We start from the raw sequence: 15,133 nt of genomic DNA, 5'->3' as shown, positions 1-15,133 counted from the left end.
GGACGTCAGGTATGGCCGACAGACTCTCACCCTCGATCGCCGAACGCCCGAAACGCCGCATGTGGCTCAGGATGTTCGGAGCGGGCCTGGTCCTGTGGATCCTGTCCGTGCTCGTCACTTATCTGACCGGGAACCCGAACCTCCTCCCCACGCTGGTGCTGCTCGGCAGCTTCCTGGTGCCGGTGACCTTCGTGGCGTGGGCGTTCGAGCGCCGCGACTCCGGCGAGATCACCGCCGAGCTCGTGTTCCGCACGTTCATCGTCGGCGGGGTGCTCGGCGTGCTCGGCGCGTCGGTGCTGGAAACCTATCTGCTGCACCCCTCGGCGTGGCTCTATGTCGGCGTCGGACTCATCGAGGAAGCGGTCAAGCTGGGCGCGCTGGCCCTGCTGACCAGGCGCCTGGCCGTGAAGTCGATGCGCGATGGCTTGATACTGGGCGCCGCGGTCGGATTCGGGTTCGCCGCCTTCGAGTCGGCGGGGTACGCGTTGACCGCGCTGTTCACCCCTCAGGGACTGTCACTGGCGGACCTGGTGACCACCGAGTTGCTGCGCGGGCTTCTCGCCCCGGTGGGGCATGGACTGTGGACCGCCGTGCTCGGCGGGCTCCTGTTCGCGTGGAGCACCCGCGACCACTTCGTCCTCACCGCCCGGCTCGCACTGGCCTACCTCGGCATTTCGCTGCTGCACGCGCTGTGGGACTCGATGTCCGTGATTTCGCTGTACGTCACGCTGCTGCTCACCGGCAGGCCGTGGCAGTACGAACTGCTGCTGCGCGGCCTGCCAGCCGAGCCGACCGGCGCCCAAGTTGGGCTGTACACGACGCTGACCTGGGTGGGCCAGGGGCTGATCGCGGCGATCGGGGTGGCGTGGCTGCTGGTGCTCCTCGCGCGGGCACGCCGGGAGCGTCACGGCACGCCACCGGCGCGGGCCTACCGCGTCGCGACGTCCCGGCATCCGGCTTTCCCGCACTGACCGGCTGTCCGGCCCTAGCCGACGACGATCGTGTGGTGCCCGCGCGGGAGCAGTTCGCCGATGACCGGGTGGCCGGGTATCTCGCCCGCGATGAGGAGCCCGCCGGAGGTCTGGGCGTCGGCGAGCAGGAGCGCTTCGTCTTCGGAGATCCGGGTGAGGTCGGCGTGCGGGCGGACCCAGTCGAGGTTGCGCCGGGTGCCGCCACTGACGTGGCCGTCGCGGAGCGCCTCCCGCGCGCCGTCGAGGTAGGGCACCGCCGACGGGTCGAGCCGCGCGGTCACGCCACTGGCCCTGGCGAGCTTGTGCAGGTGACCGAGCAGGCCGAAGCCGGTGACGTCGGTGGCGCAGACGGCGCCCGCGGCGAGGGTTGCGCGGGCCGCGCCGGCGTTCAAGGTGGTCATCGACTCGATGGCGTGGGCGAACCGCTCGCCGGTCGCCTTGTGGCGCGAGTTCAGCACGCCGACGCCGAGCGGTTTCGTCAGCGTCAACGGCATGCCGGGGCGGCCGGAGTCGTTGCGCAGCAAGCGTTCCGGGTCGGCGATGCCGGTGACCGCGAGGCCGTACTTGGGCTCGGGGTCGTCGACGCTGTGCCCGCCCGCGAGGTGGCAGCCCGCCTTGCCGCAGACGTCCAGGCCGCCGCGCAGCACCTCGGCGGCCAGCTCGAACGGGAGCTTCCCGCGTGGCCAGCCCAGCAGATTGACCGCGACCACCGGCGTGCCGCCCATGGCGTAGACGTCGGAGAGCGCGTTGGCGGCGGCGATGCGGCCCCAGTCGTAGGCGTCGTCGACCACCGGGGTGAAGAAGTCCGTCGTGGCGATCAGCGCGACGTCGCCGGAGATGCGCACCGCGGCGGCGTCGTCGCCGTCGTCCAGCCCGACCAGCAGCTCGCCGGGCGGGTCGGCTGGCGCGGCGCCGGTGAGGCCGCGCACGACCTCCTCGAGCTCGCCTGGCGGGATCTTGCACGCGCAGCCACCGCCGTGCGCGTACTGCGTCAGCCGGTAGTCCATCCACCTCATCTTGCCCGCGCTGCGTGCGGGCCGCGACCTTGGCAGGATGACGGCATGGTGCAGGGAGGCGTATCCGGCCTGGTGACCGGCGCGGTCTTCAAAACCGTGGAACGGCAGGCACTGCCGCTGGCGGGTTCGATTCCCGTCCGCCTCCGCCACCGGGGCCCGCGATGACCGACCCGCGCCGGGCCATCCCGCGCACCGACGCGGTGCTGGCCGAGCCACGGTTGGCGAAGGCGGCCGAGTCGCTCGGCCGTGAGCTGGTCAAGTCGCTCACGCTGGCCGCGCAGGAGCGCGCGAGGGCGGGCGAGATCGGCGGTGCGGACGTCGTCGACGAGGTGCTGAGGACGCTGCCCGAGACCGGCGCTTCGCTGCGGCCGGTGCTCAACGCGACCGGCGTGGTCGTGCACACCAACCTCGGCCGCGCGCCGCTGTCCGGCGCCGCGCTCGACGCGGTGGTCGCGGCGGGTGCCGCGACCGACGTCGAATTCGACCTGGCCACCGGCGGCAGGGCCCGGCGAGGACGGGGCGCGCTGGCGGCGCTGGCGGCCGCCGTGCCTCGCGCGGGCGGCGTGCACGTCGTCAACAACAACGCGGCAGCGTTGCTGCTGGCGGCCTTGGTTTTGGCGCAGGGCAAGGAGATCGTGGTCAGCCGCGGCGAGCTGGTCGAGATCGGCGACGGGTTCCGCATCCCGGACCTGCTCACCTCGGCCGGGGCGCGGCTGCGTGAGGTCGGCACCACCAACCGGACTGCGCTCCGCGACTACGCCGACGCGATCGGGCCCGACACCGGCTTCGTGCTGAAGGTGCATCCGTCGAACTACCGGGTCACCGGGTTCACGTCGGAGGCGGCCGTGGCCGAGCTGGCCGGGCTCGGCGTGCCGCTGATCGTCGACATCGGCTCCGGGCTGCTGACGCCCCATGAGCTGTTGCCCGCGGAGCCGGACGCGGCGAGTGCGCTCGCGGCGGGCGCGACCGTGGTGACCGCGAGCGGCGACAAGCTGCTCGGCGGACCGCAGGCCGGGCTCATCCTTGGCGACGCGGCGGTCGTCGAGCGGCTGCGACGCCATCCCGCGGCCAGGGCGTTGCGGGTCGACAAGCTGACGCTCGCCGCGCTCGAGGCCACCCTGCGCGGACCTGAACCGCCTGTGCGCCAAGCACTCTCGGCCACGGCAGGCGGGCTCTCGGCGCGCGCCGAGGCGCTGTCGGACGCCTTGCGGGCGGACGGGGTGGACGCGCGGGCGGTCGAGTCGGCGGCCGCGGTCGGCGGCGGGGGAGCGCCCGGTGTCGAGCTGCCGAGCGCGGCGGTCAGCCTGCCCGCGCGCTACGCGGAGGCGTTGCGGCTCGGTGACCCCGCGGTCGTCGGCCGGATCGCGCGGGACCGGTGCCTGCTCGACCTGCGGACCGTCCGCCCGGACGAGGACACGCGGCTGCTGGAGGCCGTCCGCCGATGCGGGTGATCGCCACCGCCGGGCATTTCGACCATGGCAAGTCCACCCTGATCCGCCGGTTGACCGGGATGGAGCCGGACCGCTGGGCCGAGGAACGCCGCCGTGGGCTGACCATCGATCTCGGGTTCGCGTGGACCCGGATCGGCGGCGAGGAGTTCGCGTTCGTCGACGTGCCTGGCCACGAACGGTTCGTGCCGAACATGCTGGCCGGCGCCGGTCCGGTGCCCGCGGTGCTGTTCGTGGTCGCCGCCGACGAGGGCTGGATGCCGCAGTCCGCCGAGCACCTGGCGGCGCTGGACGCCTTCGGTGTCGAGCACGGGCTGCTGGTGGTGACCAAGGCGGACCGCGCGGATCCGGCCGCCGCGACCGCTCAGGCGTCGCGGGAGATCGCGGCGACCTCGCTCGGCGAGGTGGCCTCGGTGCACGTCAGCGGCACCACCGGGCAGGGCTTGGACGAGTTGCGCGCGGCGCTGGAGGCGGTCACCGCGACCATGCCTAGGCCGGACACCGGCGCCGACGTCCGGCTGTGGATCGACCGGGCGTTCACCGTGCGGGGCGCGGGCACGGTCGTCACCGGCACGCTGGCCGAGGGCACGATCGCCACGGGCGACGAACTCGACCTCGGCGGCACGCGGGTCAAAGTCCGTGGCTTACAGGCACTCGGGCAGGCCCGTGACCGCGTCGAAGGGGTGGCGCGGGTGGCCGTGAACCTGCGTGGCACCCCGCGCGGCGATGCCGGCCGCGGCGACGTGCTGCTGACACCGGGGGCATGGCTCGGCACGGCCGAGATCGACGTGCGTCTGCGTCCGGCGGCGGAGTTGCCCCGGGAACTGGTGCTCCACCTCGGCGCGGCGGCGGTCCCGGCGCGGGTCCGCCCGCTCGGGAAGGACGCCGCGCGGCTGACGCTCGCACGGCCGTTGCCGGTGCGCGTCGGGGACCGGGGACTGCTGCGCGACCCCGGCGCGCACCGGATCTCCGCGGGGATCTCCGTGCTGGACGTCCGCCCGCCGTCGTTGACCCGCCGCGGCGCGGCGAAAGCGCGCGCCGAGGAGCTGGCCGAGCCCGATCTCCCCAGGGATTACCTACGCCGCAACGGCTTTGTGCCGGTCACCGAGTTCCGTGCGATGGGCTTGCCCGAGGTGGGCGAGCGGATCGGGGACTGGCTCGCCGACCCTGGACGGGTGGCCCGGCTGCGTGCGGAGGTTCCTGGCGTGGTCGCCGCTTGGAGCCGGGACCACGCCGTCGCGGCGGGCATGCCGGTCGAGACGCTCAGGCGGCTTCTGGACCTGCCGTCGCTCGACCTCGTCGCCCCGCTGCTGCGCGACACCGGCCTCGAGCTGGCGGGCGGCCTCGTGAGCGCGCCGGGCGCCGGGCTCGGCCCCGCGGTCGACCGGGCGGTGCGGGCGCTCGAAGAGCGGTTCGGCACACGGCCGTTCCACGCGCCCGAAGCGGATGAACTACGCGAACTCGGCTTGGGCAGAAAGGAACTCGCCGCCGCGGTCCGGCTCGGCAGGCTGACCGCGATCGCCGACGGCGTCGTGCTGGGCCCGCGCGCCGAAGAGCGGGCCGCGGCGGCGTTGGCTGGCGTCGACCAGCCGTTCACGGTCTCGCAGGCCCGCCGTGCGCTCGACAGCACCCGCCGCGTGATGATCCCGCTGCTGGAACGCCTCGACGCACTCGGCCTGACCGAACCCCGCCCCGACGGCACCCGCCACACCACCTCGTGAGTGTTTTGACCGGTTAGAACCGGCCATACCACTCACGACCCCTTGCCCTGGACGACATGAACGGGGCGTTCGCAACGTTGAACGTAATGAACGTGGCGTTCATGCGGATCGATCGCCCGGCCCGGTGCCACGCGAGCCTCAGGAGTCACACCTGCCCCTGCAGCAACTCCGGCATCACGCGCGGGTCGCGCATCGGGGGTCGTGCGCGTTGCGGGCGGTTCTAACCGCCCGCAACGCGCACGACCCAGGTCCCCAGCGCAGGGGGTCGTGAGTGTTCCGGCCGGTTAGAACCGGCCGGAACACTCACGAGTCGTTTGCTCTGCGAAGCGGGGCGGGCGGGACTACCTTGGCTGGTATGGGTGTGCGGCGGTGGATCGAAGGCTGGCCGGTGTACCGGCAGCTGACCGGTCCTGACCGGCTCGCCCGCGGGCAGGCCGCCAAATCGCGGGAGTGGCACGCGCGCACCGAGGACGCGGACAAGGTGGTCCGGTCGATCTGTCCCTATTGCGCCGTCGGCTGCGGGCAGAAGGTGTACGTCAAGGACGGCAAGGTCACGCAGATCGAGGGTGACCCGGATTCGCCGATCTCCCGTGGCCGCCTGTGTCCCAAGGGCTCGGCCAGCAAACAGCTGGTGACCAGCCCGACCCGGGTGACCGAGGTGCTCTACCGGCGCCCGTTCGGCAAGGACTGGGAACGCCTGCCGCTCGACCGGGCGATGGACATGATCGCCGATCGCGTGCTGAAGACGCGCCGCGAGACCTGGCAGGACGTCGACGACGAGGGCAGGCGGCTCAACCGGACACTCGGGATCGCCAGCCTCGGCGGCGCGACGCTGGACAACGAAGAGAACTACCTGATGAAGAAGCTGTACACCGCGCTCGGCGCGATACAGATCGAGAATCAGGCCCGTATTTGACACTCCGCCACGGTTCCCGGTCTGGGGACCTCCTTCGGTCGTGGAGGCGCCACGACGTTCCAGCAAGATCTCGCCAACGCCGACTGCATCGTCATCCAGGGCTCCAACATGGCCGAATGTCACCCGGTCGGATTCCAGTGGGTGATGGAGGCGAAGGCACGCGGGGCGAAGATCATTCACGTCGACCCGCGGTTCACCAGGACCAGCGCGGTCTCGCACGTTCACGCGGCGCTGCGGGCGGGCACCGACATCGCGTTCCTCGGCGGGCTGATCAACTACGTGCTGGAGAACGAAAAGGATTTCCGCGAGTACGTGCTGGCGTACACCAACGCTTCGGCGATCCTGCAGGACGGGTTCGCCGACACGGAGGATCTCGACGGCCTGTTCTCGGGCTTTGACAAGGAAAAGCGTCAGTACGACGTCTCGAGCTGGGCCTACGAAGGGGTGGACGCGACGCCTTCCGCGGGCTCCGGCGAGCCCGAACAGACCGGCGAGCACCACCACGGCGGCGAGGAGCACCGGAGCACGGCGCGAGCGGAGTCCTACGGCAGCGGAGGCGCCTCGGTCGACGCCAAGCCGAAGACCGACGAGACCCTGCGTCATCCGCGCTGTGTCTACCAGGTCCTCAAGCGGCACTTCTCGCGCTATACCCCGGAAGTGGTCGCCGACGTCTGCGGCATGCCGGTGGAGCAGTTCGCCGAGATCGCCGAGGCGATCACCGCGAACTCCGGGCGCGAGCGGACGACGGCCTGGGTGTACTCCGTCGGCTGGACGCAGCACACGGTGGGCGCGCAGTACATCCGCGCCGCGTCGATCCTGCAGACGCTGCTGGGCAACATCGGCAGGCCGGGCGGTGGCATCCTCGCCCTGCGCGGGCACGCGAGCATCCAGGGCTCGACCGACATCCCGACGCTGTTCAACATCCTGCCCGGCTACATCCCGATGCCGCACGCGCACCAGCATCTGGACCTGGACGGCTTCGTCGCGGCGGACGCCGGGAAGACCGGCTTCTGGGGCAACATGCGGTCCTATGTGGTCAGTCTGCTCAAGGCGTACTGGGGTGAAAGCGCCCAGGCGGGCAACGACTTCCGGTTCGACTACCTGCCACGGCTGACCGGAGACCACGGCACGTACGCCACGGTGCAGAAGCAGATCGAGGGTGAGTGCAAGGGCTACTTCCTGGTGGGCGAGAACCCCGCGGTCGGCTCGGCCAACGGGAAGTTCCAGCGGCTCGGCCTCGCCAACCTCGACTGGCTCGTCGTGCGCGACTTCCAGCTGATCGAAAGCGCGACGTTCTGGAAGGACGGTCCCGAGATCGAGACCGGGGAACTGGCCACCGAAGAGATCGGCACCGAGGTCTTCTTCCTGCCCGCCGCCGCGCACACCGAGAAGGACGGCAGCTTCACCAACACCCAGCGGCTGCTGCAGTGGCACCACAAGGCCGTCGAACCACCCGGCGAGGCACGCAGCGACCTGTGGTTCTACTACCACCTCGGCAGGCTGATCCGGGAGCGGATCGGCGACGACCCGCGCGATGCCCCACTTCGCGACCTCACCTGGAGCTATCCGGCCGAAGGCGCGATCGCCGAACCGCGGGCGGAGTCCGTGCTGGCCGAGATCAACGGGCACGGCCCCCGAGGACCGCTTTCGGCGTACACCGAGCTGAAGGACGACGGCTCGACGTCGTGCGGCTGCTGGATTTACTGCGGGGTCCGCGCGGACGGGCACAACCACGCCGCCGACCGGAAACCGGGCTCCGAACAGGACTGGGTGGCGAGCGGCTGGGCCTGGGCGTGGCCCGCGAACCGGCGGATACTCTACAACCGCGCGTCGGCGGATCCGGACGGAAAACCGTGGAGTGACCGCAAGAAGCTGCTCAGCTGGGACCCGGAGCAGGGCAAGTGGGTCGGCCCGGACGTGCCGGACTTCGAGCCAACGAAGCCGCCCGACTACGAGCCGCCCGACGGAGCCAAGGCGCAGGACGCGCTGGGCGGCCGGGATCCGTTCGTCATGCAGACCGACGGCAAGGCGTGGCTGTTCGTGCCCGCTGGGCTGGCCGACGGTCCGCTGCCCACGCACTACGAGCCGTTCGAAAGTCCGGTCAGCAACGCGCTTTACGGTGTGCAGGAGTCGCCGGTCCGGCAGACGCTGGACGCCCCGTCGAACCCGTACAACCCGGCGCGCAGCCCCGTTTTCCCTTACGTGTTCACGACTTACCGCCTGACCGAGCATCACACGGCCGGGGGCATGAGCCGGACGCTGCCGTATCTGTCCGAGCTGCAGCCGGAGTTCTTCTGCGAGGTGTCCCCGGCTCTCGCCGCCGAGCGTGGCCTCGAGCATCTGGGCTGGGCGACGATCATCTCGGCGCGCACGGCGATCGAGGCCAGGGTGCTCGTCACCGAGCGCGTCAAACCGCTGAAGGTGCGTGGCCGGGTCATCCATCAGATCGGCCTGCCGTATCACTGGGGCCCCAACGGGCTGAGCCGCGGCGACGCGGCCAACGACCTGCTCTCCGTGGTGATGGACCCGAACGTGCACATCCAGGAGGCCAAGGCCGCCACCTGCGACATCCGGCCGGGCAGGCGCCCGCGCGGGCGCGACCTGCCGGCACTGGTGGCGGAGTACCGGACGAAGGCCGAGGAAGGGAAACCGACCGATGGATGACCAGCCGCGGATGGGGTTCTTCACCGACACCTCGGTGTGCATCGGCTGCAAGGCGTGCGAGGTCGCGTGCAAGGAGTGGAACGGCGTGCCCGAAGCGGGCGGGCTGGACCTGCTCGGCATGTCCTACGACAACACCGGGGACCTGGGCGCGAACACCTGGCGGCACGTGGCCTTCATCGAGCAGCCCGAAGACTCGGGTGTGCGCTGGCTGATGTCGAGTGACGTCTGCAAGCACTGCACGCACGCCGCCTGTCTCGACGTCTGCCCGACGGGTTCGTTGTTCCGCACCGAGTTCGGCACGGTGGTGGTGCAGGAGGACATCTGCAACGGGTGCGGCTATTGCGTCCCGGCCTGCCCGTACGGGGTGATCGAGAAGCGGGAAAGTGACGGCAGGGCCTTCAAGTGCACGCTCTGCTACGACCGGCTCGGCACCGGGCTCGAACCGGCCTGCGCGAAAGCCTGCCCGACCGATTCGATCCAATTCGGCGAGCTCGGCGAACTACGCGAGCGCGCGGACGCGCGCGTGACGGAGTTGCACGACACCGGCGTTGAGGAGGCCCGGCTCTACGGCCACGATCCCGGTGACGGTGTCGGCGGCGACGGCGCGTTCTTCCTGCTGCTGGACGAACCCGAGGTCTATGGCCTGCCACCGGATCCGGTGGTCACGACCAGGGACCTGCCCGGGATGTGGAAGCGCGCGGCGGCCACGGCGGCGGGTGTCGCGGCGGCGCTCGCGGTCTCCTTCCTGGGGCGGCGCCGATGAGCCCGCGCCGCGAGCGGGCGATGGTCGACCCCGCGGAATTCGAGTCTTACTACGGAAAACCCATCCTCAAAGAGCCCGCGTGGAAGCAGCCGGACGTGCCGCTGTACCTGTTCCTCGGCGGTGCGGCCGGCGCTTCGGCGTCGATGGCCGCGCTGGCCGAGCTGACCGGACGGCCGCACTTGGCCAGGGCAGGCAGGCTGGTCGCCTCGGGCGGCTCGATCGCCAGTGTCGTCGCGCTGATCCACGATCTCGGGAAACCGACGCGGTTCCTGCACATGCTCCGGGTGTTCAAGCCGACGTCGCCGCTATCGGTCGGTTCCTGGATCCTCGCGCCGTTCTCGGGGCTGGCCGCGGTGGCCGCCGGTTCCGAGCTGACCGGGATCCTGCCGCGCGTGGGCAGACTGGCGGGTGCGGCGGCGGGACTGCTCGGGCCCGCGATGTGCACCTACACGGCGGTTCTCCTGTCCGACACCGCGACGCCATCGTGGCACGAGGGCCGTGAGGTGCTGCCGATCCTGTTCGCCGGGAGCGCGGTGACCAGTGGCGCGGGCGCGGCGTTGCTCGTGATCCCGGCGGGGGAGACCGGTCCCGTCGTCCGGGCGGCCCTGGCGGGCGCCGTCGCGGAGCTGATCGCCGAGCGCAGGCTGGAGACCGGGCTGGGGCTCGTGTCCGAGCCGTATCGGATCGGACGGTCGGGCAAACTCCTCAAGGCCGCGCGAGCACTCACCGCGGCGGGCGCGGGATTTTCCTTGCTAGCGCGGCGGAACCGGGCCGCGCGGGTGCTCGCGGGCGCGGCTTATCTCGGGGCCGGGTTGTGCACGCGGTTCGGGGTGTACGCGGCGGGCGTCGAGTCCACCCGGGACCCGAAGTACGTCGTGGTGCCGCAACGCGAGCGGCTCGAACGCGCTCAAAGCCAACGGAGGACGCCGTAGCCGCCGCGGTCACTCCTCAAGTGCGGGCGGGCACCATTTCCGCAGCGGCTTGACGGCCGGGCCGTGCAGCACCTCGCCGTCGACGCCGAACCTCGACCCGTGGCAAGGGCAGTCCCAGCTCTTCTCGGCGTTGTTGAACGCGACCAGGCAGCCCAGGTGCGTGCAGTGCGCGCCCACGGTGTGCAGCTCACCGGCGGGATCGCGGTACGCCGCCACGAGGTCGCCGCCCGCGCGGGTCACCTCGGCCTGACCCGGTGCGAGCCGGTCGAGCGCCGGGTGCTTGCGCAGCGCGCCGAGGTGATCGCCGACCAGATGCTTGGCGACCGTGAGGTTGTTGCTCGCGAGCGACACCGCGGAGCGCAGATCGAAGCGGTTCGGGTCGTAGAGGTCTTTGGCTGGATTGTCGTTGCCCAGCAGCAGATCGCGCAGCAGCATGCCGGCGGCGGGCCCGCCGGTCATGCCCCATTGGCCGAATCCGGTCGCCACCCAGAGGTGCTTCGAGCCGGGGTGGTAGCGGCCGACGTACGGCACGGAGTCCAAAGTGGACAGGTCGTGAGCGGACCAGCGATGGCTGACCGATCGCAGCCCGGCACGGGCACCCGCCCAGTCGGCCAGCTTCCGGTAGCGGCCTTCGACGTCGGCCTTCGCGCCGACACGGTAGTGCTCGCCGCCGACGATCGTGTACGCCTGGCCGTCCTCGACGTGCCCGCGCACCGAATGGTGGGTGTCGGCGTCGAGGTACATCGCGTCGATCGCGGACGAGCCGGGTCCGGCCACCACCAGGTCGCGGACGGGATCGAGCCTGGCGAAGTACAAACCACGGTCGAACAGCGGGTAGTGGGTGGCCACTACGACGTCCTTGGCCCGTACGTCGCCTGCCGAGGTGCGCACGGTCGGCGAGCCGGACTCGTCGAGCGACAGCGCCCGCACCTGTTCGATGATCACGCCGCCTGCCTTCTCCAGCAGCCCTGCCACGCCGAGCAGCCACTTGCGGGGATGGAACCGGGCTTGCGCGCTGACCCGGACGGCGCTGAGCGCGGGCACGTCGAGATCGATGTCCTGGACCAGCTTGGCGGGCAGCCCGGCCTCCTCGGCGGCCTCCGCTTCCTTTTCGATCTGGGGCACGGTGTCGCGGTTGACCGTGTAGACGACGCTGTCGCAGCGGGTGAAGTCACAGTCGATGGGGAGCCCGGCCATCCATTCGAGTGCCCGAGTCTGACTCGACGCGTACAGTGCCGCCGCTCCGGCGCCTTTGCGTGAGCGCAGCGCGTCGTATTTCAGGCCGTGCTGGGCGGTCACCTTGGCGGTGGTGTTGCCCGAGACCCCGGCGGCGAGCCGGTCCGCCTCCAGCACCAGCACCGAACGGCCCGCCTCCGCGAGAAGATAGGCGGTGACCAGGCCCGCGATACCGCCGCCGAGCACGACGACGTCGGCGGACTCGGGCAGCGGCCGCCCGCCGCGGTCCGGTGCGGCGGTGGTGTCGAGCCAGAGCGAACCGGTCATACCGAGCGGATCCCCGGTCCTCCTGACCGGTAAACCCCGGTTCGAAGCGCGCGAGGCGGGTATTCGCCGACCATGACACGTGTCGAGCGAACGGTTCCGGCCAAGGCCGATGACGTCTTCGCCGTGCTGGCCGACGGCTGGTCCTACGCGGCGTGGGTGGTGGGCAACTCCCACGTCCGCGACGTCGATCCCGAGTGGCCCGCGGTGGGGTCACGGCTGCATCATCGGACGGGGGCGTGGCCGCTGCAGGTGCAGGACATCACCGTGGTCCGTGCCATCGAGCCGGGCCGCTACCTCGGGCTGGAGGCGAGGCTGTGGGTGTTCGGGGCAGCCTGCATCGAGCTGACGCTGGAGCCGGTGCCGGGCGGCGGCACGCGGGTGGTGATGGAGGAGCGCGCGATCAGCGGGCCGATCAAGGCGATCCCGCACCCGGCGCTGGCGGCTGTGCTGAAGCCACGCAACAAGGAGGCGCTCGCCAGGCTGGCCGACTTGGCCACCGGACGGGGCACGACGTTGCGCTAACGGCCGTGAACGAGTCGCTGAGCCGCTTTGACCGTCGTGGAGTAGAGCGCGCCGGCGTGCCCGGCGCGGGCCAGCGCCGCCCGTGCCGCGTTCGAGCCGGGGCCACCGTGGACGGCGCCGCCGGGGTGCGCCGACGCGCTCGCCAGGAAGAGCCGGTCGATCGGGGTGTCGGCGCGGCCGAGTCCCGGGGTCGGCCGGAGGAAGAGCTGCTGGTGGATGGCGGTGGTGCCCGCGTTGATCGCCCCGCCGACCAGGCTGGGGTCGTGCTGCTCGAGTGAGGCCGGGCCGTGCACGAGCCGGTCGAGGATGAGCCCGGTGAAGCCGGGCGCGTGCTTCTCGATCCGTTCTTCGATGCGCTGGACGTGATGGGCGAGCGCGCTCTCGGAGCGGCAGGAACCGCGTGGCACATGGGTGTAGGCCCACACGCTGGCGGTGCCAGCCGGTGACCGCGCGGGGTCGGCCGTGGTCATCTGACCCAGCAGCAGGAACGGGTTCCGCGGAATGCGCCCGGTGACGAGATCGGTGGAGAACCGGCTGAGGCCGTTGAGGTCCGCTCCCAAGTGGAGGGTGCCCGCTTCGCGAGCCTCCTCGGCGGTCCAGGGCACCGGACCGGACAATGCCCAGTCCACCTTCACGGTCGAACTGTCCCATTCGAACACTTCCAGGTCGCCGACCAGCCGCGAGGGCAGCTGCTCGGCGCCGACGAGGTCGAGGTAGAGCGTGGGCGCGGGGACATCGGCCAGCACCGCCTTGCCCGCGCGGACCAGTACGCCTTCGTGATCGCGGACGCCCAGCGCGCGTCCGTTCGCGACGAGCACGCCGGTGACGCGCCTGCCGCATTCGATCCGCCCGCCGCGTGAGGCCAGCCGCCGAACGAGCGCGGCGGTGATCTCGGACGCGCCGCCTTCGGGCACCGGGAACCCGACGTCCTGCGCGAGCATCGCCAGCAGCCAGCCGAAGACACCGCTGCCCGCGTTGTCGATGCCGACATCGGCGTGCAGCGCGTTACCGGCGAGCAGCAACCGGGCGCCGTCACCGCGAAAGGCCTCCATGCCGAGCCTCCTGGCGGGCAGCATGAGCATGCGCGCGAGTCGTAACGCCTCGGCCGTGCCGGTCGAGCGCAGCAGCCGGGCGCCGGCCCGTACCGGCGGGAACGGGGTGAGCAGCGAGTCGACTAGAGCGTCACGAATGCGTTGCCACTGCTGGAACATCGCCTCCCACGCGTCGGCGTCTTCCGGCGCGAAGGCGGCGACGGAGGCTTGCGTGCGTTTGAGATCCCGCGATAGCAGCGCGCAGCGGTCGTCGGGGAAGATGTGCGCGAGCACTTCGGGCGCGTGCCGCCACCGCAGGCCATGGCGTTCGAGTTCGAGTGCCTTCATCGCGGGGGAGACCGCCGAGAGAGGGAAGAAAGCACTGCACAGGTCGGTGGAGAATCCTGGCACGGGCAGCGGAGCGCTGCGTACCGCTCCACCCGGCTCGCCGGTGGCTTCGAGCACGAGCACGCTCCAGCCCGCGTCGGTCAGCAGGTTCGCCGCGACCAGCCCGTTGTGCCCGGCGCCGATCACCACGGCGTCGGCCGTCTCCACGCTCATGCCTGCGACTGGTGACTCGGCTGCCCCGGACGCACCGCGCCGATCCGATCGGCCAGTCCCAGCTCCGGGCGCGCGGCGAGAGGCGGGCTCGCCGTTCCGGCCCGTTCGGCCATCCCGGCCACCAGCGCCGAGATGGCGGCCGCCGAGTCGTACCGCGGACGCCAGCCGAGTTCGTCCCGCGCGCGGGTGGTGTCGATCAGCGGCGCCTGGTCGGCGAGCGTGAGCCAGCCGGGATGCACGGGTTGCAGGCCCCCTCGCCAGGTCACCCACGCGGCGGCCCGCAAGGCCGTGCGCGGCACCGGGATCCGGGGTCCGCCGATCGCGTCGGCCAGCGCCCCGGCGTCGAGCACCTGCGCACTGGCGAGGTTGAACGCGCCCTCCGCCTTGCGGAACAGGATGGTGTGCAGTGCGTCGGCCACGTCCTCGGCGTGCACGGCCTGCGCACGCAGCCGCGGCCAGAGCGGCAGCGGCAGCCAGCGGGAGCCGACCAGCCGTTCCGGCAGCAGCGAGCTGAGCAGCCAGTCCGAGAACTCTCCGGCGGCGTCGTGCTGCACGACGGCGCAGGGACGGATCCGCGTGACCTTGACCGCCGGATGACGGTCGGCGAACTCGTCGAGCTGACGTTCCAGCAGCGCTTTGCCCCGGCTGTAGGCGCTCGTGTCGATGCCCGTGCGCGGCCAGTCCTCGGCGACCTTGGTCCAGCGCGGCGCCTTGCCGTACGCGGCGACCGAGGAGGCGCACACCACGTGCCCCACACCCGCGTCGGCCGCCGCGGCGAGTACCTGGGCGGTGCCTGTCTCGTTGGTCCTCGCCATGGGAGGTTCGCCGGCCGGCGGGTGGATGCTCCAAGCCAGATGGACGACGGCGTCGGCGCCCTCGAACGCCTCCGCGAGCACTCGCGGGGCTTCCGGCGAGCCGACGTCGCAGGCGACCCAGCGCACCTTGCCGTGGTCTTCGCGCGGGGGCACGCGGCGGGCTATGCCGGTCAGGTCGAGTGCGGGGTCGGCGCCGTAGCGGCGCAGGAACGCGGTCCCGATATTGCCGGTGAGCCCGGTGATGACGACCTTCATGCCCGGAGGGCTACC

General features: G+C 71.6%; 11 protein-coding genes and 1 tRNA gene. 8 read left to right on the top strand and 4 right to left on the bottom strand.

Annotated features, from left to right (window positions below; translation table 11 throughout):
* Nucleotides 1-11 precede the first annotated feature (11 nt).
* A complete protein-coding gene (locus BLV57_RS39125; protein WP_245757706.1) occupies nt 12-971 on the top strand; it encodes a PrsW family intramembrane metalloprotease in 960 nt (319 codons plus the stop codon).
* Between the two features lie 14 nt (nt 972-985).
* On the opposite strand, the gene selD is transcribed toward BLV57_RS39125, so the two are convergent.
* The gene (selD, locus tag BLV57_RS39120; RefSeq protein WP_091298813.1) at nt 986-1,978 is read right to left on the bottom strand and encodes a selenide, water dikinase SelD; all 993 of its coding nucleotides are present in this window, start codon (nt 1,976-1,978) and stop codon (nt 986-988) included.
* A gap of 63 nt (nt 1,979-2,041) precedes the next feature.
* Here selD and BLV57_RS39115 point away from each other — a divergent pair.
* The 6 genes from BLV57_RS39115 to nrfD all read left to right on the top strand — a co-directional run bounded on the left by BLV57_RS39115 (nt 2,042) and on the right by nrfD (nt 10,431).
* Nucleotides 2,042-2,136 (top strand) — tRNA-Sec (locus tag BLV57_RS39115).
* Between the two features lie 12 nt (nt 2,137-2,148).
* On the top strand, nt 2,149-3,438 hold the full coding sequence (gene selA / locus BLV57_RS39110) for an L-seryl-tRNA(Sec) selenium transferase (protein ID WP_091298810.1): 1,290 nt from the start codon (nt 2,149-2,151) through the stop codon (nt 3,436-3,438).
* On the top strand, nt 3,429-5,156 hold the full coding sequence (gene selB / locus BLV57_RS39105; protein WP_091298809.1) for a selenocysteine-specific translation elongation factor: 1,728 nt from the start codon (nt 3,429-3,431) through the stop codon (nt 5,154-5,156). Before selA ends, selB begins: the two co-directional genes overlap by 10 nt.
* A gap of 355 nt (nt 5,157-5,511) precedes the next feature.
* Nucleotides 5,512-8,736: a formate dehydrogenase gene (fdh, locus tag BLV57_RS39095; RefSeq protein WP_176969006.1), complete on the top strand. Its 3,225-nt coding sequence runs from the start codon at nt 5,512-5,514 to the stop codon at nt 8,734-8,736.
* Complete coding sequence (locus BLV57_RS39090) at nt 8,729-9,499, top strand: 4Fe-4S dicluster domain-containing protein (protein WP_091298802.1); 771 nt, start codon at nt 8,729-8,731, stop codon at nt 9,497-9,499. Before fdh ends, BLV57_RS39090 begins: the two co-directional genes overlap by 8 nt.
* Nucleotides 9,496-10,431, top strand: coding sequence for an NrfD/PsrC family molybdoenzyme membrane anchor subunit (gene nrfD / locus BLV57_RS39085; RefSeq protein ID WP_091298799.1), 936 nt, complete (start codon nt 9,496-9,498; stop codon nt 10,429-10,431). Before BLV57_RS39090 ends, nrfD begins: the two co-directional genes overlap by 4 nt.
* 9 nt (nt 10,432-10,440) lie before the next feature.
* Here nrfD and BLV57_RS39080 read toward each other — a convergent pair whose 3' ends face one another.
* Nucleotides 10,441-11,934, bottom strand: a complete 1,494-nt coding sequence (locus BLV57_RS39080) for an FAD-dependent oxidoreductase (RefSeq protein WP_091298797.1) — start codon at nt 11,932-11,934, stop codon at nt 10,441-10,443.
* A gap of 72 nt (nt 11,935-12,006) precedes the next feature.
* Here BLV57_RS39080 and BLV57_RS39075 point away from each other — a divergent pair, with 72 nt between their 5' ends.
* Nucleotides 12,007-12,456, top strand: a complete 450-nt coding sequence (locus BLV57_RS39075) for an SRPBCC family protein (RefSeq protein WP_091298795.1) — start codon at nt 12,007-12,009, stop codon at nt 12,454-12,456.
* Here BLV57_RS39075 and BLV57_RS39070 read toward each other — a convergent pair.
* Entirely contained in the window at nt 12,453-14,048 is a 1,596-nt protein-coding gene (locus BLV57_RS39070) for a phytoene desaturase family protein (protein ID WP_091298793.1), read from the bottom strand. The two genes, BLV57_RS39075 and BLV57_RS39070, sit on opposite strands and share 4 nt — an antisense overlap.
* Nucleotides 14,045-15,118: an NAD-dependent epimerase/dehydratase family protein gene (locus tag BLV57_RS39065; RefSeq protein ID WP_091298790.1), complete on the bottom strand. Its 1,074-nt coding sequence runs from the start codon at nt 15,116-15,118 to the stop codon at nt 14,045-14,047. The genes BLV57_RS39070 and BLV57_RS39065 overlap by 4 nt, the downstream gene beginning before the upstream one ends.
* Nucleotides 15,119-15,133 lie beyond the last annotated feature (15 nt).

The sequence above is a fragment of the Amycolatopsis xylanica genome (genome assembly GCF_900107045.1).
Lineage (GTDB): Bacteria > Actinomycetota > Actinomycetes > Mycobacteriales > Pseudonocardiaceae > Amycolatopsis > Amycolatopsis xylanica.
The sequence above is the reverse complement of the archived record's forward strand: the minus strand, read 5'-3'. Positions and strand labels throughout refer to the sequence as shown.